At 41.9% G+C, this 20,268-nt stretch carries 22 protein-coding genes and 1 pseudogene; 19 read left to right on the top strand and 4 right to left on the bottom strand.

The window, feature by feature from the left end; genetic code table 11:
- Window positions 1-11: 11 nt before the first annotated feature.
- Together DI060_RS10665 and DI060_RS10660 are read right to left on the bottom strand one after the other, a co-directional pair.
- Window positions 12-1,229 (bottom strand): hypothetical protein, encoded by a 1,218-nt coding sequence (locus tag DI060_RS10665; RefSeq protein ID WP_135355043.1) that lies wholly within the window; start codon window positions 1,227-1,229, stop codon window positions 12-14.
- 102 nt (window positions 1,230-1,331) lie between these two features.
- A complete protein-coding gene (locus DI060_RS10660) occupies window positions 1,332-2,936 on the bottom strand; it encodes an NADP-dependent glyceraldehyde-3-phosphate dehydrogenase (RefSeq protein ID WP_108976486.1) in 1,605 nt (534 codons plus the stop codon).
- Window positions 2,937-3,002: 66 nt separating this feature from the next.
- On the opposite strand from DI060_RS10660, the gene DI060_RS10655 reads away from it, so the two are divergent.
- From DI060_RS10655 to DI060_RS10645, 3 genes are all read left to right on the top strand, one after another.
- Window positions 3,003-3,188 (top strand): hypothetical protein, encoded by a 186-nt coding sequence (locus tag DI060_RS10655; RefSeq protein WP_108976569.1) that lies wholly within the window; start codon window positions 3,003-3,005, stop codon window positions 3,186-3,188.
- A 150-nt stretch (window positions 3,189-3,338) separates the two neighbouring features.
- Window positions 3,339-4,517, top strand: a complete 1,179-nt coding sequence (locus DI060_RS10650) for a MaoC family dehydratase (protein WP_108976485.1) — start codon at window positions 3,339-3,341, stop codon at window positions 4,515-4,517.
- A 35-nt stretch (window positions 4,518-4,552) separates the two neighbouring features.
- A complete protein-coding gene (locus DI060_RS10645) occupies window positions 4,553-5,575 on the top strand; it encodes an MBL fold metallo-hydrolase (protein ID WP_108976484.1) in 1,023 nt (340 codons plus the stop codon).
- Here the strand turns inward: DI060_RS10645 and DI060_RS10640 are convergent.
- Both DI060_RS10640 and DI060_RS10635 read right to left on the bottom strand, forming a co-directional pair.
- Window positions 5,564-7,210, bottom strand: a complete 1,647-nt coding sequence (locus DI060_RS10640; RefSeq protein WP_108976483.1) for a DUF2079 domain-containing protein — start codon at window positions 7,208-7,210, stop codon at window positions 5,564-5,566. The genes DI060_RS10645 and DI060_RS10640 overlap by 12 nt on opposite strands.
- Window positions 7,211-8,002 carry an aldolase gene (locus DI060_RS10635; RefSeq protein WP_108976482.1) on the bottom strand — a complete coding sequence of 264 codons (792 nt, stop codon included), beginning with the start codon at window positions 8,000-8,002 and terminating at the stop codon, window positions 7,211-7,213.
- A 107-nt stretch (window positions 8,003-8,109) separates the two neighbouring features.
- Between DI060_RS10635 and lepB the strand changes: the two genes are divergently transcribed.
- The 16 genes and pseudogenes from lepB to DI060_RS18970 form a co-directional block, all read left to right on the top strand.
- Window positions 8,110-9,132 (top strand): signal peptidase I, encoded by a 1,023-nt coding sequence (gene lepB, locus DI060_RS10630; protein WP_108976481.1) that lies wholly within the window; start codon window positions 8,110-8,112, stop codon window positions 9,130-9,132.
- The gene (locus DI060_RS10625) at window positions 9,133-9,342 is read left to right on the top strand and encodes an AtpZ/AtpI family protein (protein WP_108976480.1); all 210 of its coding nucleotides are present in this window, start codon (window positions 9,133-9,135) and stop codon (window positions 9,340-9,342) included.
- A 90-nt stretch (window positions 9,343-9,432) separates the two neighbouring features.
- Window positions 9,433-9,918 (top strand): glutathione peroxidase, encoded by a 486-nt coding sequence (locus DI060_RS10620; protein ID WP_108976479.1) that lies wholly within the window; start codon window positions 9,433-9,435, stop codon window positions 9,916-9,918.
- Complete coding sequence (locus tag DI060_RS10615) at window positions 9,908-10,345, top strand: MarR family winged helix-turn-helix transcriptional regulator (protein ID WP_244594361.1); 438 nt, start codon at window positions 9,908-9,910, stop codon at window positions 10,343-10,345. Before DI060_RS10620 ends, DI060_RS10615 begins: the two co-directional genes overlap by 11 nt.
- 40 nt (window positions 10,346-10,385) lie before the next feature.
- Window positions 10,386-10,772, top strand: a complete 387-nt coding sequence (locus tag DI060_RS10610) for a hypothetical protein (protein ID WP_108976478.1) — start codon at window positions 10,386-10,388, stop codon at window positions 10,770-10,772.
- Window positions 10,756-11,811, top strand: coding sequence for a F0F1 ATP synthase subunit A (gene atpB / locus DI060_RS10605; protein WP_108976477.1), 1,056 nt, complete (start codon window positions 10,756-10,758; stop codon window positions 11,809-11,811). Before DI060_RS10610 ends, atpB begins: the two co-directional genes overlap by 17 nt.
- Window positions 11,812-11,862: 51 nt before the next feature.
- Window positions 11,863-12,153, top strand: a complete 291-nt coding sequence (locus tag DI060_RS10600) for an ATP synthase F0 subunit C (RefSeq protein ID WP_108976476.1) — start codon at window positions 11,863-11,865, stop codon at window positions 12,151-12,153.
- A gap of 1 nt (window position 12,154) precedes the next feature.
- Window positions 12,155-12,679 carry a F0F1 ATP synthase subunit B gene (locus DI060_RS10595; protein WP_108976475.1) on the top strand — a complete coding sequence of 175 codons (525 nt, stop codon included), beginning with the start codon at window positions 12,155-12,157 and terminating at the stop codon, window positions 12,677-12,679.
- Entirely contained in the window at window positions 12,676-13,245 is a 570-nt protein-coding gene (gene atpH, locus DI060_RS10590) for an ATP synthase F1 subunit delta (RefSeq protein ID WP_108976474.1), read from the top strand. Before DI060_RS10595 ends, atpH begins: the two co-directional genes overlap by 4 nt.
- Window positions 13,235-14,749: a F0F1 ATP synthase subunit alpha gene (gene atpA / locus DI060_RS10585; protein WP_108976473.1), complete on the top strand. Its 1,515-nt coding sequence runs from the start codon at window positions 13,235-13,237 to the stop codon at window positions 14,747-14,749. The genes atpH and atpA overlap by 11 nt, the downstream gene beginning before the upstream one ends.
- 11 nt (window positions 14,750-14,760) lie before the next feature.
- Window positions 14,761-15,630: an ATP synthase F1 subunit gamma gene (atpG, locus tag DI060_RS10580; protein WP_108976472.1), complete on the top strand. Its 870-nt coding sequence runs from the start codon at window positions 14,761-14,763 to the stop codon at window positions 15,628-15,630.
- An 18-nt stretch (window positions 15,631-15,648) separates the two neighbouring features.
- Window positions 15,649-17,055 carry a F0F1 ATP synthase subunit beta gene (atpD, locus tag DI060_RS10575; protein WP_108976471.1) on the top strand — a complete coding sequence of 469 codons (1,407 nt, stop codon included), beginning with the start codon at window positions 15,649-15,651 and terminating at the stop codon, window positions 17,053-17,055.
- Between the two features lie 14 nt (window positions 17,056-17,069).
- Window positions 17,070-17,450 (top strand): ATP synthase F1 subunit epsilon, encoded by a 381-nt coding sequence (gene atpC, locus DI060_RS10570; protein ID WP_108976470.1) that lies wholly within the window; start codon window positions 17,070-17,072, stop codon window positions 17,448-17,450.
- 46 nt (window positions 17,451-17,496) lie between these two features.
- The gene (locus DI060_RS10565; protein ID WP_244594360.1) at window positions 17,497-17,793 is read left to right on the top strand and encodes an SLBB domain-containing protein; all 297 of its coding nucleotides are present in this window, start codon (window positions 17,497-17,499) and stop codon (window positions 17,791-17,793) included.
- 9 nt (window positions 17,794-17,802) lie between these two features.
- Entirely contained in the window at window positions 17,803-19,962 is a 2,160-nt protein-coding gene (locus DI060_RS10560) for a hypothetical protein (protein ID WP_108976469.1), read from the top strand.
- A gap of 1 nt (window position 19,963) precedes the next feature.
- Window positions 19,964-20,268, top strand: a pseudogene (locus tag DI060_RS18970) (GAF domain-containing protein); the annotation flags it as partial.

Here is a 20,268-nt window from a genome sequence, read left to right as displayed (position 1 = left end):
ATTTTTCGATTCTAAAATTCGATTAAAAAGTAGGAACCAGAGATGCTGTGGTTGGTCGGTCCCTCTCCTAAAGCGGCTCTCGTTGCGGAGAGATGAGTGTTGCCGGCTCCTCCACAACCTGCGGTGCCAAATCCATAGCGTATACTTCCCGAATCCACATTGGAAGCCACAGGATTTTCTATCCCAATCCGATTGCTAGCAAGTAACATGGTTCTTTGGTAATTGGTAAGTCCACCGGAAGGGATGCTATCACAAATGTTTAATTGTGCATCTGTCATAGAATAGCTATTTGATTTTACAGTAGCACCAGAACTTAAACTGACAACAAAATATTGGATGTCTAATACACCGGTTGTATTCCCTCTTTGGAAGTTGATCTGGGAGTTTGAGAGAAATCTCCCTTCTAACATATATTCATCTTCAAATCCGGGTGTTGCACCTGGCGTATAACTATAATTAAAGATAAGAAAGGATTTAGTTGTGTCAACAGAAGAAGCTAAGGTTACCGATTGGTTTGCATTTCCATTAGCGATTGTTGTTTGGCCTGATTGTACGCTGGACGCATTCCATTGGATGACTTGCCACTCTACTATGGTGCTTGCTGTGCATTGGTAACAGGAAAAATTCAAAGTATTTGCATTTGTGATCTCACCTTTGGCCAACTTCCTTGCGTCTAGGACATTGCCAGTTTCAGAGGTGCGAGTGCTCAAGACTAAAAAAGAACGTTGGGGGTTGATGGCTGTTGGCAAGGTAACAGATGCTAAACCAGAAGTAAATGTGCTCGCTCCCCTTTGCACGCTCATCCCAGAAGAAAAACTAAGCACGGAATAGTTCACAGTGATTGAGGCACCTCCTGACTTAGCGATCAGCACTTGGCTTCCGTCATTGGACAATTGGCAGGATGGTGTATTTTCCACATTGGAAGATGAGGTTTGGTAGCTGCATGTGACAAAGGAAGAGCCAGAAGAGACACTAGAGCTTAAGGTATAGTTGGTGCTTGCAGTTAAGGATACTGAGTTGGACTGGATGTTCCCTGAAAGTACAGGTGGTACGGTGGAAGAGTCAATCGTGCTGGTTGCGGTCGTATCAATCGTCGTTTGCCCTGTGTTTAGGGAAGTCTCGATACTACCAGTCACAAGCGGAAGAAGGAAAATATCCCCTTTCACTTGTTTACAGGCAAAAGTGTATATCGAGAACAGACAAATGAAAAGATAAGTGACTGGTTTCATACGTATAGAGCTACTTAGAGTAGCCTATACTATTAGTAACGTTCCAGAAGGCTCAAATTGCAAAAGATTTCTGATTTTTTTATCATTTTATCCAGATTTTCCCTACAGTATGAAGTTTGTACTAATGAATTGGGAGGATTTTGTCTCTAAAATGGAACGGAAGAGTTCTTTACTTTCTTCATCCTCTTTGGCAGCCACAACACTTCTCATGGAGAATGCCCGCAAGGCATCACTCACAGATAGAGTTCCATCAGCAGAATCCTTTCTCCCCGTAAACGGAAAGGTGTCGGGCCCTCTTTGGCATTGTGCGTTGATATTCACCCTTGCCACTTGGTTTACCAATTGGTCGGTGATCCTTCCGATCACCTTCGGATCCTTTCCAAAGATGCTCACTTGTTGCCCAAAGTTGGATTCTTTTACATAGTTGAGGGGTTCAGAAATCTCTTTGTAGGGAACGATGGGAACGATGGGTCCAAATTGTTCTTCGTGGTAGAGTTTGGAATTTGGTGAGACTGGGTAGAGGACTGCAGGGTACATGAACGTTTCGTACACTTCGCCGCCCATAGGGTTTTGGATCTTTGCTCCTTTTTGGATCGCATCTGAGATCAAATCAGACAACCAGGCTGTTTTGCCAGATTCTGGTAGAGGAGTCAGCATCACTTGCTCTTGCCATGGCAAACCAAACTTCCACTGGGATAGAGCATGGATATATTTTTCTAAGAAGGAGGAAGCGAGAGCTTCAGGTACGAAGATGATTTTTAAAGCAGTACACCTTTGCCCATTGTAACTTAAACTTCCAGATAAAACTTCTGGAATGGATTGGTCTAAGTCACAATCGGGAAGTAAGATAGCAGGGTTCTTGGCGTTTAAGCCAAGTATGGCGCGGAGACGATTGATCCTTGGGTGCTTTTTGGCGATGATGTTTGCCGTCGTGCTCGCTCCGATAAATGCAAGGACATCTACCTTTCCTGATTCCATCACTGGAGAGATGACAGTAGATCCTTCTCCATAAAGTGTATTGATAACTCCTTTGGGGAAGGCCTTTTGAAAACACTCTAGTAGAGGTTCTAGAAGTAGCACTCCAAATTTTGCAGGTTTAAAAATCACAGTATTTCCCATAGCGATTGCCGGGATTAAAGTACAAAATGTCTCATTTAAAGGATAGTTAAACGGTCCCATACAGAGAACAATTCCATAGGGAGCCCTTTTGATTTGTGCAAAGATTCCCTTTTCGAAAACAAATCGGGAGGAGGACCGATCTCCTTCCTTCAAAGCATTGATGGTATCATTGATATATTCTATTGTACGATCAAATTCCTTGGCGCTATCTTTTAAGGTTTTCCCAATCTCCCACATGAGTAGTTTGATGATTTGGTCGCGTTTGCCAACCATGAGTTGTGTGAAGTACTGTATGGCTTTGATCCTTTCCTCAATCTTCATTTGAGGCCAGATGCCAGTCCCTTTGTCATAAGCCCTCTCACAGGCAGCCAAAGCATCCAGTGCCTCGTTTGCCCCGAGAGAAGGATAGGAACCGAGTTCCCAGGCTTTCTCCTCTCCTTGGTCTTGAATGATGAGAGGCGATGTGACAGAAATCCTATCTCCCTTCCATTCTCGAAGTTCACCATCGATGAGATATTTGGTTTGGTGGATGATTTCTGGTTGGAAGGCGACTGGGATTTCATGGAAAGCAGGGATGGGAAACTTCATAGAATCAGGCTTTTTTACAGACCTAAAATTGCAAGGAATTCGGTCTGGGTAACCGATAGGAATATTGTGGATCCGTTTTCCTTCGAAGAAACAGAACGTTGGCAAGAGCTAACGGAAAGGCTTTTCCAAAAGGTACAAGAGCTTGAGGATCTTATGGTCCAAGTTCGCAATGATTTGGATGCCTATCGTGTTGTGCGGGAAGAATGGCAAAAATACCATGAAGAATGGAAAGCCGCTCGCCAAGTCAGCTAAGCTTATACATCAGCAATATCTTCACGCAAACAGTTGTTACTTTTTTTGAAATCAGAACATTCCCTAAAAAAGCTTGTCATCCTCCATTTCTGAAATTTGACCTATCGGAAAAATTCTTTTCCTCTGATTTAATTTTCAAAACTTGGAGATATGGTAGAAAAAGAAATGTCTCCGTTCGGAGAATTAGCACCCAAAACACCAGCTTCCCTGGATAAAATTAAAAAGAACATTTATGGCCGATACTTGGAAGAATTCAACGTAGGCGATATTTATGTACACCCTCGGCAATTCACTGTTGACCGTAGTTTTGCCCAAGAGTTTGCAACGGTATTTATGGATGCAAATCCTCTCTACCTGTCTGCAGAGTATGCAAAGGCTCACGGTTTTCAAGATTTGTTGGTTCCACCACTGATGGTTTTCAACCTCGCGCTTTCTATAGGCGTACAAAATAACAGTGAAAAGGCCCTTGCAAATTTAGGCTATTACAACGCTCAGTTTTTAAGACCGGTCTATCCTGGTGACACATTGTCCTCTCGGACAAAAATCCTTGCAGTGGATGATAAAGGTGCTGACAAGCCAGGTATAGTACACGTCCGAACACTTTGTTTGAATCAAAAAAACGAAGTAGTGTTACAATATGAACGTAAGATTATGATCTATCAATCCAATGGAAAACCAAAAGGAAATTCCAAACCTGGTGATAAAGCAGCTTTTTTCCCAGAGGCGACAGCGCCAAAACTTAGCCTTCCGAAGCTCAGTTTTCCATCCCAACTAAAGGATGTTACCTGGGGACATACTTATTTTGAGAACTTTGAAGCAGGCCAAATCTATGTCCATCAAAATGGACGAACCATTACAGATGAGCACTATCAGTGGACATTTCGTGTAGGAAATACCCATCCATTGCACTATGATAAACTGTATTCTGCAGGTATTTCAGGGCCAATGGGTGGAGAGCCTGTTGTTTACGGTGGTCTCGTATTTGGATGGTTAGTGGGAATGGCCTCTCGAGATATTTCCGAAAATGCGATTTGGGAAATTGGATTCACAGAAGGTTATCACACACAACCAGCTTTTTCTGGTGATACTGTCACTTGTATCACACGCATTCTTTCCACAGAAGATAAAGGTTCCGAATATGGTATCCCTGCTGGTGAAGTTCAAATGCAATTGATAGGCCTTAAGAATATCAAAGCAAACGATGCACTAGACAAATTTGGGGCTGATTTGTTTCTGAAGGAAAATGATAAGAAAAAACTCGGCAAAGAAAAAATCCCAGAAAAAATCTTTGAGATTGAGAGAAGACTCTTAATCAAAAAACAAGGATAAATGACTTTTCTTTTTCTGAGAGGTGAGGAGGGGCGATGAAAGTCACCACTCCTGACCGAATCCCTCTTGTCATCGATATTGGTGACAACATTTCTAAAATTGTCTTACCCCAACCTTTTTACGCACCTAATAATATTTATTTCTATAAATCGCAAGATGGTTTGACTCTGATTGATTCGGGTTACATCGAATCCATCCCATTGTTACAAGCTGCACTTAAAACAATAGGCTATTCTTTAAAAGATATTCGACATGTTATTTACACTCATAATCATTTGGATCATATCTCCTCTTCTCTAGTTTTGAAATCCTATGCACCCAAGGTGATCTTCTATGGATACCGAGCGATGCAATCGGGTGTTGGCAACTATTTGGAATCGATGTATCTATTCCAAGAAGCAACAGAAGATTTGTTTCGAAAGGCATTTGCTGAACCCGCAGACTTAGAACGTATTTTGCGGGAGTCGCGAAAGGGCTGGAACCAGTTTTATAGTAAGTTTAAAGAAACTAAAAAAGGCGATCCGATGTTAAAAATCGATGTAGCCATCGATCACAATGATACTCTTGAACTCTCTGGGGAAACTTTTCGTTTTTTACATACTCCAGGTCACAATTTATATCACATTACGCCTATTCATACACAGTCAGGTGTTTATTTTTCTGGTGATTTGATCATTGCAAACCTAACTGCCATCTATTCACAATTAGACGGTAGTTTGGGTGACTATTATTTTACACTTTCAAAACTTTTGGAAGAGCCAATTCGTAGACTTTTGCCGGCACATGGAAATGAAATTGATGATCCACAAAAAACGATCACTTTGGTGAAGAAGACTCTCTCTATTTTAGAAAAAGGTGTGATTCGTCGTCTGAAAGAATCATCCTCAGATCTATTACATCTGATGGAAGCTGCCATTGGGAAAAAAGTGCATAATGGTGGTCACCTGCCCACAGCTTTAGGTTTGGTATATTCAATAATACAAAAATTGGTTTTGGAAGGTCTCATCAAAATCGAAACAAGAGATGATGGCTACGAAACTTTCCATTTACTTGGATAGGCCCACGATAATCCAATTTCCATTCTGTATAGTTTTTGCTAACGTACCATTTGTAATCGATTCTATTCTCTCTTTTGGAAAGAGACTATTATGTGTTAGCTTGGGAGCATAAATGATAAAACTCTCTCTATCTTTGCATAATGAAGTCCGATTGTGGTATTTCTCTAAGGGGTAGAGTTGGTTGTCTCCACTCAATAGAAAGCCGAGATTGTATTGGGTAAACACACAGGACTTAGGCTTTGTCTTTAAAAACTCGGAGGCAGAATACCATTCCCAAAGAATCTCTTCACGTTTCGGCTCCTCGCCATACAAATGAAACAATTGATGGTTTAGGCTATTTATCGGCAAAGGGTAGTTTGTATCTTTTTGTTGGACCCAAAAAACAGCAACGACCAACAAATAGCCAATCCAAGTTGGGATGACTTTAACTTTTCTCTGCCACAGGATGGAAGAGGACAATAACAAGGGCAATATGGTATACGAATAGTAGGAATATATTTCTTGGTGCCAAGGTCGTTTTGAGAGTGCATGCGTTAGAAAAACTATGAATACGCTAAGTAAGGACGTTACATTCTGAACAAATCCTAGACCGACGCTTATGGAGAGCTCAAAGAACAATCGACTGGCTCTAGTGAAGGAAATCTCTTTTATGAGATAGTTTGGATATTCCTTTGAAAGGCTTCCAAACCAATCCACTCTGTCTTCTATGGGAAAACAAAATGGAACAAGTAAGATCACAAACAAGGAATAAGAAATCGATATCAAAAAAAAGAGGAATGGGGGGGATTTGAATTGGATAGAGAGATAGGGCTTTTTCTCTAGCTGTATCGAAGCAAAAAAGGGCAATAAGAACATAGACAGGTAAAAACCCACATCCTCCTTTACCAACAAACAAAGAGTTAATGCAATGAAGGTATAGACAAAATTTAATCGATTCCAAGTTTGCTGTAAGCGATTTAGGCTATAAAATAAACAGGCGGATAGAGGAAGGATGATGACCTCAAAATGAAAAGAGGTAGCAAGCCTATATAAATAAATTGAATTGAGAAGGCAAACAAAAAGTACAGATTGCACTAAAACATTTTTTTCTGGTCTTTGCTCTTGGATTTGTTCACTTCCCTCCCTTTGGATGAGAATCAGGATCCAAAGTAAAATGCCTAACAAATAATAAAAACCACAAGCAATAGCATAACCGTAACGACCCAAATCCAATAGTTCAAATGGCAAAAACAAAACGAGGATAGGCGCAAAATGGTGGCTGAGATAACTTGACTGACCTGAAACCGAATAATGGATTGATGTGAGAAATTCCCCTCGGAACAGGCTGCGTATAGTTTCTTGGATACCAATATAATCTGCATCATGAAAGCCTAAGTTCATAGCAAAGGTTCTTGTCAGTTGTGTGTAATGATAGATGAAGGCAATGGCATATAGAAGAAATGCACATAAATATACGGTTCGATCTTTTTTAAAATTTAGATTCGACCCACTAACAGATAGTCGGTTTCGGAAGGAAACAATAGAAGAAATGATTGCTACCAAAAGCAAACACGAGAGGAATAGGGCTCGGCTTTCTTCTGGTAGGAAAAATAAGATACTTTGGCTTAGTGAAAAAAAAAGAAAAAGGATTTTCACCTAACGAATGAAATAGAGAACCTTTCTTTCCCCTATCCTTTCTCGATTGATTTCTAAGCGATTACGGTAGTAATACCCTTTTTCTGGAAAAGCCTTAGAATATAGATCATACAAATCCATTTCAAACACTAACATACACTCAGCGACATCACTCGGGCTGATTTGCATGGCTACCTTTGTATCTACCATGACATGGCGAGAGTTAATAAAGTCTGGTTGGATTTCGTCTGCTATGTAACCAAAATTAATTTTTGTGATGGTTCCGCCGACGGAAGTGATCTTCCCACGGCTCTTAGCTTCTTGGATGATTTTTTTAGCGATACGTGTAACTTCCGCGTCATCTGGTTTTTTGTCCATACTTGCTGACAAATCTGATCTAGCAGCTGTCACTTGGTTCAGATCCGTAAAAGCTTTTGAATCAAAAATATCAAGTAAGTTTCTGTATCCTGTAATCGTTTCTAGGTTTATAGCCTTTTTTAATCGTTCGTATTCTGTTGTTGATAGTAGATTTTTAAGAGTAGAGATAAAATTTTGTAAGGCATACTCGGACTCTATCATGGGAGCCGAAATCCCAGACACTCCAATCTTTTGGCAAATTCGTATGTCATTTCTAGCTTCTGGTCCACCGATCTTGACTGATAGGGGAAGGATACCACTTGCAATCGTTTGCAAAAGGTAAATTTCGGATTCACCCATATCTTCTGTTTCGGTACCAGTTTTTAAGCATACAAATGCATATTTCTCTTTCATTTCCAAAAGTGTTTTCCGTAGACTGAGAAGACTTTTTTCCATAGGGTGCCTCAGGTATGGTATCGGTGAAATGGCAAATTAGTACAAGCCTTTCTCCAATTTTTTCCTCGGGTTGACAGAATTTTCCTCAAATCTAAGGTCACCACAGTATGGGAATTTTTTCCTCCAAACAGAAATCAGAAACAAACCAAGAGCAAAGCAAAGATGAATTCGTAGGATCGACGATATCCTTTGCCTTGATCGTAGTCCTAGTCTTTGCTTTTAAATCCTCTATTCTTGACGCCAATAACATTCCGTCTGGTTCCATGATCCCAACTCTGAAGATAGGAGACTTCCTTTTCGTAAACAAGATGCGTTATTCCTTCCGCATGCCTTTTACCGAAAAAGAACTAATACGGTACGATGATCCCAAGCGAGGTGACATCATCACTTTTATCCCACCAGATTACGCTCTCTTTTCGGAAGGTTCAAACTCGGGGCTCTTTCCTAAACGATTTGTCAAACGAGTGATTGGTCTTCCAGGCGATACAATTCGCATCAATAGGTCAGATTTGGAAATCCCTGGGCGTGGGATCGTAAACTATGCAAAGATAGAATTTAAAGAAGCTGGCAAATCTGAATTTGAAAATTACAATCCTCGTTCCGTACCCATTGGAGATGAGTTAAGTGACTTAGACAATATCGGCGCATCTGCTCGGTCGCTCTTCGTTGAGAAGAAGAGAGATTTCGAACACTTTGTTCTGGAAGGCTCCGAAGATGATCGTAGGGGATCGATGGGAGGATACAACTGTAACTTTGACGAAGGTTGCCTGATCCCAGAAGGGCATTATATGGTCATGGGAGACAACCGAGATGACTCCTCCGATTCGAGAGTCTGGGGATTTGTCCCCAGGGAAGATATACTCGGGAAGGCCTTAATACTCTACTTTTCTATCGACTGGAAGGACTCTACTTGTGAGTATGTAGATGGAAGCGAGCTCGCAGAAGTCGGAAAAGAGCTCGCGAAAAGATATGATGGCGATGCCTTATTCAATAGGTGTCATCCAAGTGAGATTTATTCTTCCAGGGGTAGTGAACATGAATCTCGATTTGGTTGGATAGAACGTACGCTACGCTACCGTTTATGGAGAATGGAAGTCCGTTGGAAACGCATTGGACGTTTACTCCAATAAATGAGTTCCGATAAAGAGAAAAATAAAGGCTTACAAATGGCGGGGGCTGGCTTTGAGTTTGTTAGCTCCATTGCCTTGTTTGTTTGGATCGGCTATTGGTTGGATGGGTATTTTTCTACTGAGCCTTTGTGTCTACTTGTCGGATTCTTTTTAGGATTTATTTCCGCCTTCTACTTACTGATCAAAAAAGCAAAAGAAAACGAAGATTGAAAAAAAATCTGGAGAAAAACATTTGGATTTTGTCTAAATATTGCTTGTGCACAATTTAATTGTGTACAAATTATATTTTAGGAGCGTTATATGCCAGACAATGTTTTTGATTTCCAAGTAAAAAGAGGTTCAGAAACCGTTCCTCTTTCCCAATATAAAGATAAGGTTTTGTTGATTGTCAACACCGCTAGCCAGTGTGGATTCACACCTCAGTACAAAGGCCTACAAGAAATTTACGAAAAGTTCAATACAAAGGGTTTGGAAGTTTTGGCTTTCCCTTGCAACCAGTTTGGTGAGCAAGAGCCTGGTTCGGATGCAGAAATCAAAACATTTTGTGAAAGAACCTTCCAAACTACATTCCCTATTTTTTCAAAGATCGAAGTGAACGGAGACAATGCAGACCCACTCTATACCCATTTGAAAAAACAAGCCCCAGGCATTCTCTTCACGAAGGACATCAAATGGAATTTCACCAAATTTTTGGTCGATAAAAAGGGAAATGTTATCAAAAGATATGCCCCGACAACAAAACCAGAAGCAATAGCGAAGGATATAGAGGCGCTCATTGAAACATAAATCGGATGACCGAACTGTTCTAAAACTTGAGAATCAGATCTGTTTCTCTCTCTATTCAGCAACAAATCGAATGCTGCGTTTGTACAGCGAGGTGTTGAAGGATCTTTCGCTTACATACCCACAATATTTGGTTATGCTTGTTATGTGGGAGAGACAAAATCTTACATTGAAACAAATCGGTGATTTGTTAGACCTGGATTCGGGGACTTTGACACCCATTGTTAAACGTCTTGAGAAAATAGGTTACCTACAAAAAATACGGAGCGAATCAGACCTTCGTTCCGTGCACATCAAACTCACACAAAAAGGCAAATCCTTAGAAAAGAAGGCTTTAGGCATCCCATACCAAATCTACTGTATGTCTGGATTGGATGAAGTGTCCTTGCAAACTCTTAAAAAATCACTCTCTTTAATCTCTCCCAATTAAACCTTGACATTGGCTATTTTTTTGTCGGGCTATTCTTGTTATGGACCTACTTGAGATAGATAAAGGCAAATTTAAAAAATACTACTCGTTATTTACATTGTTAGGTGGTATTCTCGTTTCAAGTATTGTGAAAGGGTGCTTCCAAGATGCCAATCTCAGTATCTTTCTATTGGGCTATTCGATTTCACTGCTCGTACAGATTTCTGCAATTTATTTGCGTCTTTTGCCTATCGAAAGGCCGGCACTGCGTGAAGGAGGATTTGCTTTTTTTACTGTTTTTTTCTCCTTCTTTTTGAATCTCGCCTTCCTCTCAGCACTAATTTACTTGGACTATCCTTTTGAAGCCATTGGTGGATTTTTAATTGCCTATTTCCTCAGCCTTCTTTTCTTTGTAATTGCGAGCTATATCAGTGGAAAAAAACAATAAATATCGTCATTTTTTTACATTTTCTCTTATTTTTTTCCTTACCTTCACACAAGTAAACGCTTCAGGCCATGAGCCCTCCGATTCGGAAGCATTTGACTTCAGTGAGGTTATGTCTCATCACTTAGGAGACGCACCGATTTTCCCGCTCAATTTCGGTGGCAAAAAGGTATTTGAAGGCCAAGAGGGCTTCAATGCGGAAGAGCATGATGTATTCCGATCGGAGGAGGGCAAGGCATACCACTTCGTAGGTGGTTTCGATATGCACATCACCAAGCGAGTGACGATGATGTGGATTGCCTCTTTCTTTCTCTTTTTGGTGTTTATTCCCGCAGCCCAGATGATTTCGCGAGACCCTAGAAAAGTTGCCAACAAATTCACGTCCGGTGTGGAGGCCTTTGTTTCCTACCTCAAAGAAAACGTTGTCGATGCTTCTTTAGACCACCATGGTCATTCCTACTACCACTACATCTTTAGTTTGTTCTTCTTCATCCTATTCTGCAACCTATTTGGTCTCATCCCTTCTGTTGGTGAGCTATCGGTTGCTTTCTCTGATGCACTTGTGAGCATTGGGGTGCTTGGGCACACTCCTCATTTCTTACATACATTTGGCGAGGTTTGGTCTGGCATTACGCCCACTGGGGATATTGGTGTCACTCTCGCTTTGGCTTCTTTGACACTTCTCATCATCTATGTCACTGCCTTTGCCTACCAAGGCATTTCCTTTGTTGGTCATGCAGTTCCGAAGGGAGTTCCTCTACTTCTCTGGCCTCTCATGTGGATCTTAGAGTTCATTGTGACACACATTGCACGGTCCTTTGCTTTGACGATGAGGCTTCTTGCCAATATGACGGCAGGACACGTTATGATCTTGGCTCTCTTGGGGTTTATCTTTATGAGCCAAAATCTTTTCATCGCACCCATCTCAGTTTTGAGTTCGGTGATGATTTACTTTTTGGAGTTGTTGGTTGCATTCTTGCAAGCATTCATCTTCTCTTTGCTCACAACCGTATTCATCGGAACTGTGATGCATAGACACTAAACATTTAGGTTTTATTATTAATTATAAAACAAATAGGAGTAAACGAACAAAATGGAATTCGGTCTAGGATACATTGGATTAGGTTTAGCAGCTGGTCTTGCACTTCTTGGTGCAGGTCTTGGTATTGGAAGAATTGGAGAAGCAGTTGCTTCCGGAATCAGCCGTCAACCAGAAGCAGCTGGTAAAATTCAGCTCGTTCTTTACGTAGCAGCTGGTATGATTGAAGGTGCCGCTCTTTTCGCGGTGGTGATCGCACTCTTGATCGCTCTTAAACTCAACGGCTCGATTGATAAAACAATTCCTGCTGCTGCAGCGCCAACGAACGTAGAGCAAGGAAAATAAATTGGTACTCCTTCCGGCTTCAGGCTTCAATCTGCTGAAAGTCAACCCGGGTCTAGTTGTCTGGACCCTGATTACTTTCTTGATTGTAGTTCTTGTACTTAAGAAATTTGCCTGGGATAAAATTCTTCATGCCCTCGAAGAGAGATCTTCTGGGATACAAGGGGATATCGACAAAGCAGAGGCCCTGAGAAAAGAAGCAGAAAAGTCCCTCAAAGATTACCAAGAGAAATTGCGTTCAGCCACAGACGAAGCACACAAGATCGTCGAAGAGGCAAAGAAAGATGCAACAAACCTCCGTCAGAAGATGATGGAAGAAACCAACAACGAAATCAAACACTCAAAAGACCAGGCAGTTCGAGAAATCGATTTAGCTAAGGCAAAGGCCTTATCTGAAATGCAACAACAGATCGTTGAGATGTCGGTGCTCATTGCTGGTGAAATTTTAGAGAAGCAACTCAAGAAAGAGGACTATAGTTCTTTTGTTGAGAGCGAGATTTCAAAGCTGGAAAAATTAAAGGTAAAATGAGCCTAAGTAAAATACCCAAGGTTTATGCTAGTGCGCTCTTAGAGTTAGCGACGGAAGCTAACTCGCTAGAGTCCGTCGAGCAAGAGTTAAATGAGGTCATTTCGGCCTTTACTTCAGATGAGGCAATCAAACATTATTTCCTCTCTCCTGTAGTGGACCCGATTGCCAAAGAAAAAACCGCTCATAAGGCTATTTCTGGCAAGGCATCAGATCTGGTAGCGAACTTCATCACCTTAGTGGTAAAGAAAAATCGCTATATCTATCTTGCGGACATATTGGAAGCATTCAGAGAAGGTGTTGATAAACTTAAGAATCGAAGTTCATTGAAGATCGTCTCTAAAGAGGAGCTCAGTGCCTCTCAAAAAGAAAGAATCATAAGCTACCTCTCTAAACAGTTTAATCGTGAATTGCGTGTAAGTGAAGTATTAGATCCAGCCATTATGGGTGGATTCAAATTGTATGTGGATGATTATTTAATTGATGCCTCGATCCGCTACAAACTGGCAAATATAGAAGAGGCTCTCCTCCAAAAGAAAATTCCTGTCGGAGCAATGTATGAAAATTAAAACTGATGAAGTAACATCGGTATTGAAACAAGAAATAAAGAACTTCAACAAAGACCTTCAAGTTGAAGAAGTTGGCACTGTTCTCGAAGTAGGGGACGGAATTGCTCGTATTTACGGTTTAAACAACGTAATGGCAGGTGAACTCGTGGAATTCCAAAATGGAGTCCGAGGCCAAGCATTCAACCTAGAAGAAAACTCGGTTGGGGTAGTAATTTTCGGTGATTATACAAAAATAGAAGAAGGCTTCACAGTTAAACGTGTTGGAAAGATCTTCGAAGTTCCTGTCGGTCCAGAGCTCTTAGGTCGTGTGGTAAACCCACTCGGTGAGCCGATCGATGGAAAGGGTCCCATCAACGCAAAGAAATCCAGACCAGTTGAGTCTCCAGCTCCTGGCATTGCGATGAGAAAGTCAGTCCACGAACCAATGCAAACTGGTATCAAAGCGATCGATGCGATGATTCCAATTGGACGTGGCCAAAGGGAGTTGATCATTGGTGACCGAGGAACAGGAAAATCTTCCATCGCAATTGACACCATCATCAACCAAAAAGGAAAAGATGTCATTTGTGTTTATGTTGCTATCGGACAAAAGGCTTCTACGGTAGCTTCCACGATAGAAATGCTCCGAGAAAAGGGAGCCCTTTCCTATACCATCGTTGTCAGTGCGAACGCTTCCGAACCAGCTCCGCTTCTTTTCATTGCACCTTATTCTGGTGCCTCAATGGCAGAGTACTTTATGTATGAAGAAGGCAAAGCAACTCTCATCGTATACGATGACCTTTCTAAACAAGCTGTTGCCTATCGCCAGATGTGTTTACTCCTCCGTAGACCACCAGGCCGTGAGGCATACCCTGGTGACGTATTTTATCTCCACTCACGCTTGTTAGAGAGAGCAGCGAAACTAGACGATAAGTTTGGTGGTGGTTCTATGACAGCTCTTCCCATCATTGAAACCCAAGAAGGGGAAGTCTCCGCTTATATCCCAACAAACGTAATCTCCATTACAGATGGGCAGATCTACCTCCAGTCCAACCTATTTGCTTCCGGTCTTAGACCAGCAGTAGATGTGGGAATCTCCGTATCGCGCGTGGGCTCGGCTGCTCAGATCAAAGCGATGAAAAAAGTAGCAGGAACCTTAAAATCGGATCTTGCGCAGTTCCGAGACTTGGAAGCTTTTGCTCAGTTGGGAACAGAACTTGATCCAGTGACCCAAGCTCAGTTGGACCGCGGTTACCGAATCCTTGAAATCCTCAAACAGCCGAACAACTCGCCAACACCGGTTGAAGAGCAGGTGATCTCCATCTTTGCCGTTACGAAAGGCTTTGTTGATGCCATCCCTGTTGCGAAGGTGCGAGAGTTTGAGAAGTTTCTATTGCAAACGATCCGGGACCAACACCCAGAAATTTTGGAAGAAATTAGAACTGCAAAAGAAGTTAAGGGAGAAGCTGCGCTCCAAAAAACAATCAAATCGATTGTAGAATTGTTTCTTAGTAAGAATCAGTAAGGGGAAAGATCTTGGCGACACCGCGTGAGATAAAAAAGAGAATCAACTCCGTTAAGAATACGAGAAAAATCACTCGTACGATGGAGATGGTCTCAACTGCCAAAGCAAAGAAGGCAACCAACAAAGTCAATGCGGCAAAACCTTATGCCGAATTGACGAGAGAGTTGGTTTCTTCCCTATCTGGCTTGGCAAGTGTAATCCAAAGTCCTTATTTGCGCACTCCAAATAAGATCAAAAAAGTAGCGATCTTGGCCATCACCGCAAACCGAGGTTTATGTGGTGGTTTTAACTCAAACATCCTAAAGACGGTTCGTAACCGTATGGAAGAGTATAAGAGAGAGGGTGTACAGGTTGAGATCCATGCAGCAGGGAAGAAGGCGATTTCCTTCTTTAAGTTTGCAAAGATCCCAGTCCAGACATCTTACACCAACATAGATGACAAGGCAGGTGCTCACGAAGCGATCCAATTGGCAAATTACTTTATGGAAAGATTTGCCCACGAAGAGGTCGATAGGGTTGAGATTATCTCTACGCATTATATTTCTGCAGCTACACAGAGACCGGATGTGATGACAGTGCTTCCTCTGGAAGTGAAAGAGCAGGACACAAAAGCATCTTCAGGACCAGAGATCATTTATGAGCCGGATCCAAAAACTATTTTGGAAAATCTTTTGCCTCTAGTGATCAAAACATCATTTGTGAATGTAATCCTTGAGTCAGTTGCTTCCGAACACATTGCACGAAGAGTAGCGATGAAGGCTGCGACAGATGCTGCAGGTGAAATGATCAAGTTGCTGACTCGCGGCTATAACCGAGTGCGCCAAGCAAAGATTACACAAGAAATTTCAGAAATTGTCGGGGGAGCGGAAGCGATCTCTTAATTATCCACGGAGTAATATATGAATAAAGGTAAAATCAAACAAATCATTGGATCGGTCTTAGACATTAGTTTTGAAAACGGTAAACTCCCTGAAATCTACAACGCTTTGGAAATTCAGTCCAAAGTGAACGGAGTTGATTTAAAAATCACCGCAGAAGTACAACAGCATATTGGAGACAATACAGTAAGAGCGATCTCCTTACAATCTACAGATGGTCTTAAACGAGGCTTAGATGTAGTTGATACTGGCGGACCGATTACAGTGCCAGTTGGTCAAAAGACCTTAGGCAGAATCTTCAATGTATTAGGCGAAACCGTGGATGAAATGGGCGACCTTCCAAAAGATATCGAAAGGAAGCCTATCCATAGAAATGCTCCTTCCTATGAAGAAATCAAACCCAAGACTGAAATTTTTGAAACAGGTATCAAGGTCATTGACTTACTTGCTCCTTATATCAAAGGGGGAAAGACTGGCCTCTTCGGTGGTGCTGGGGTTGGAAAGACCGTTCTCATCCAAGAGCTCATCAATAACATTGCAAAGCAGCATGGTGGATTCTCTGTGTTTGCGGGTGTAGGTGAGAGAACTAGGGAAGGAAATGACCTTTGGCATGAAATGCGCGATTCTGGCGTTATCGATAAAACCGTACTTTGTTACGGCCAGATGAATGAACCGCCAGGTGCAAGGTTACGTGTGGCATTGTCTGCATTGACTATGGCGGAACACTTCCGCGACCAAACAGGATCCGATATCCTTCTCTTCGTAGATAACATCTTCCGTTTCTCTCAAGCTGGTTCAGAGGTTTCGGCACTTCTAGGTAGGATGCCTTCAGCTGTGGGTTACCAGCCGACTCTCTCAACTGAAATGGGTGGACTCCAAGAAAGGATTACTTCTACAACCAGAGGATCGATCACTTCCGTGCAAGCCATCTACGTTCCTGCCGACGACTTAACGGACCCAGCTCCAGCTACTGCTTTTACACACTTGGATGCGACGACGGTTCTTTCTCGAGCAATCTCTGAGAAAGGGATCTACCCAGCGGTCGACCCACTCGATTCTACCTCTCGGATCATGAACCCTGCCATCGTTGGTGATGAACATTACTCTGTTGCCCGAGAAGTCCAAAGGATTCTCCAAAGATACAAAGACCTCCAAGATATCATTGCTATCTTAGGTATGGATGAGCTATCGGAAGATGACAAGATCCTCGTTAGCCGTGCAAGAAGACTTGAGAAATTTCTTTCTCAACCATTCTCCGTTGCGGAAGTCTTCACTGGAAGACCTGGAAAGTATGTTAAATTAGCGGATACGATTCGATCATTCAAAGGAATCATCGAAGGTAAATACGATGACCTTCCAGAGCAAGCTTTCTATATGGTTGGTTCCATAGACGAAGTGATTGAGGCTGCAAAACAGCTCAAAGGTTAACCAGGTCTAACGACATGGAAAAAAGCATTACCTTAACCATCATTTCACCTGACAAGATCTTATACCAGGGAAAGGCTCAATCCGTCATTCTCCCTGGAGCGGTGGGCTATTTTGGAATCCTTCCTGGCCATGCCCCTTTGGTCTCGCAACTTGAAATGGGTCTGATCAAACTCCATAATGGCAACCAAGAGTTTCGCATTGCCATTGATGGAGGTTTTTGTGAGGTCCAGGAAAACAAAATCCGGGTTCTCACCGAGGGTGGTGATTCTGAAGAGGATATCACCCACGACCACGCACTCGAGCTTCTCAAAGAGGCAGAGGCACTTCCTTCCTCAAAAGAAAAAGAAAATTTGCTAAAGAAAGCAAAACTGCGCATTTTACTTCACGAACGTTAATTTTTTTACCCCCCAGCTGCCGAAATTATAGGGGAGGGGGGTTCCTTTGTTTCTAAAAATTACAAAATACTTAGTGGCAGGTCTTATTGTAAGCTGCTTTGCATTTTACTTGAAGGAACACCCAGAAATTAGAAATCATATATATACCCCAGAAATGATTGAGGTAAGCATCAAAGGTCCTGTCAAACATCCAGGGGTTTATAACTTGGAATCAGGCTCTACGGGTAGGGATTTGATAGAAAAAGCTGGGGGCTTACTCCCTGGTGCATCTGTTAAAATTGAGGAAAATGGCCTCAATCAGCTGTTAGTTGATGGACAGGCTTTAGATTTGGGGAAACGGTAATCGGGACGAATGGCGGATCAAGATAATAAAAAGAATGAAGACTTGGATGATCTAGAACCTATTCTAGATGAAGATGCATTTTCACTTGATCTTGATGATTTTGATTTAGGTGATGATGATCTTGAAGAATCCCCAGGTATTGAGCCGCCTAGCCTAGATGATGTTGCCTCTTTCGATGATGATGAAGAGGGCATAAGTGATTTGGTATTGTCATCAGCTGATTCCGATGACGATCTTTTGGACATAGATTTAGATTCTGACTTAAACTTGTTAGGTGAAGAAGATCCGGTTTTGCCAGATGATCACGATGTTCATCCTGAATTTCTGGAAACAGAAAACACTTTAGAAACTGTTCCTTCATCAGATGATGACCTTGAACTAGAGTTTGATGATGATCTTATTGATATAGACCAAGAAATTGAAGCAATTCTAAATGGTGAGGATGGTATTCTTTCGAATAAACAAGCAAAGCCATCCGAGTTCTCTCCTTCCGATGAAGACGAAGGACCAATTGCACTTTCTATGGAAGAACTGGAGAACATCACTGGTGGACTTATCGAAGAAGATGAAGCACCGGTAGATAGCGATTTAGAAACCATGGAACCCATGCACTTGGATGAGGAAGGCGAAGAAGAGGTTGTATTTCTTCCGGACAATTCCATAGAAGATGAACACGACCTATCTGATCACCATGCAGACCTAGATTTAGATTTCGATGATAGCGAAGTTGATACAGAATTAAGCTTCCGGGAAAACGGAGCTCCTGACCTAATCTTAGATGACGATGAAAACGAAGTAGAGTCTGATTTTAAACCACTTCGCGACCCGGAGGAAGAAGAACTTTTTGGTCAGGCAAAAGAAGATGAAAACCTAACATTATCCGATGAAGAGTTAGGTGACATTCTCGGTGCCAATAGCGAGAGCTTAGAAGAGTCCTTAGGAAGCGAAGAAGAGTTCTTAGAAACAGAGGAATTGCCTAGTTTTGATGATGAACCATCGGAACATTCCTTTGAATCAGCAGAAAACCCTTCTGAAGAAGAAGAGGAAGGACCTATTACATTATCCTTTGATGAACTTGAAAATATAGCTGGTGAATCAGAAGAAGAATCTTCACTCAATATCTTAGATGAAGAACCTGAAGATGAAACAATTACTTTAAGCCCAGACGAGCTTGGAAATATCATTGGTTCTGAAGAAATTGAGGAAGAAGACATTGATTCTGTTTCTGATGATGCAATTCTTGAAGTAGATGAAATTCCTGATTTGAGTCTTGGCGATGAGGAGTCAAAAGAAGAAGAGTCCTCATTTGATCTTTTCGGTGAGGATGAAGACCAGGAACCAGATGATGAAGTAGATAGTGTTCCAGGTGCGGGATTAGAGGGAGATCTAGAAGAAGATGAAGGCCCACTCGCTCTCTCTATGGAAGAGCTTGAATCAATTGCAGGCGATGCAGAGGAAGCTGCTGATGAAGAGTTGGTCGATAGTTTGGACAGAGCACCTCTTCCTTATGAAGAAGAGATAACAAAACCAGAATTCTCAGATGAAGATGTGGAAGATGAATCCATAGCTCTCTCTATGGAAGAGTTAGAGAATATCACAGCTGGTGAAGAAGAAGTTCATGAAAACGAAGAACCGACTGAAACGGTTTCCGTTGAAAAAATTGATGATCTGTTAGGTGAGGAAATTCCGGGAGAAGATTTAGCCGATATTGCAGAACTCCCTATGGAAGATACCAGTTTCGATCTGCCTGCAGAGATGGAAGATACGAGCGCAGGTACATCCTTCGGCGATAAACCAGATCTCGTTGAGCACGATGACTTAATCGAATTTTCCGATGGGGAAGAGGGAGGTATTGCATCAGAGCCTACTCTATCCTCAGATCTATCAGAACCTGTTTTTATTGATCTCGATGAATATGCATTAGATGGAAAATTATCTCCTTTGGAGGAATTGCGTGCCTCTGAAGAACCTGCTAAAAAAACCGAAAGCCTTGCAGACACAGACTTGGATTCTGAGTTTGGCCAAGAATTGTCAGTTGCCGACAGAAAGAAAGTACTAGGATATTTAGATAATTTACTTGGTAATCTACCGGACGATGTGATAAAAGAATTCTCCAAATCACAATACTTTGATCTTTACAAGAAATTAATGAAAGAACTAGGGTTGTGACATGGGACTTCTCGATAAGGCCGAGAAAATTGTCAAATCAGTAGGAGCCTCTTCCAGGAAAGAGGAGGAGGTTCCGAAAGCAAATTCCCTATTGCAAAAAGCAACTAGATTCCGTGAAGAAGCCATCTCTTCACCTAACACAAAGCAAGAATCAGATTGGATCGAAGACGACCAGCAGAATGCTTTCGTCGATGAAATTTCAGACGACCTTCCCAGTCCCGATGGTGAAGAAGAATTTGACCTTACGCACTTAGATGGACTTGGAGAGTTTGAAGACCATTCGAACACCGAAGAACCAGAATCTCT

It is taken from the genome of Leptospira ryugenii, assembly GCF_003114855.1.
Lineage (GTDB): Bacteria > Spirochaetota > Leptospiria > Leptospirales > Leptospiraceae > Leptospira_A > Leptospira_A ryugenii.
This window is presented reverse-complemented; position numbering and strand designations above follow the sequence as displayed.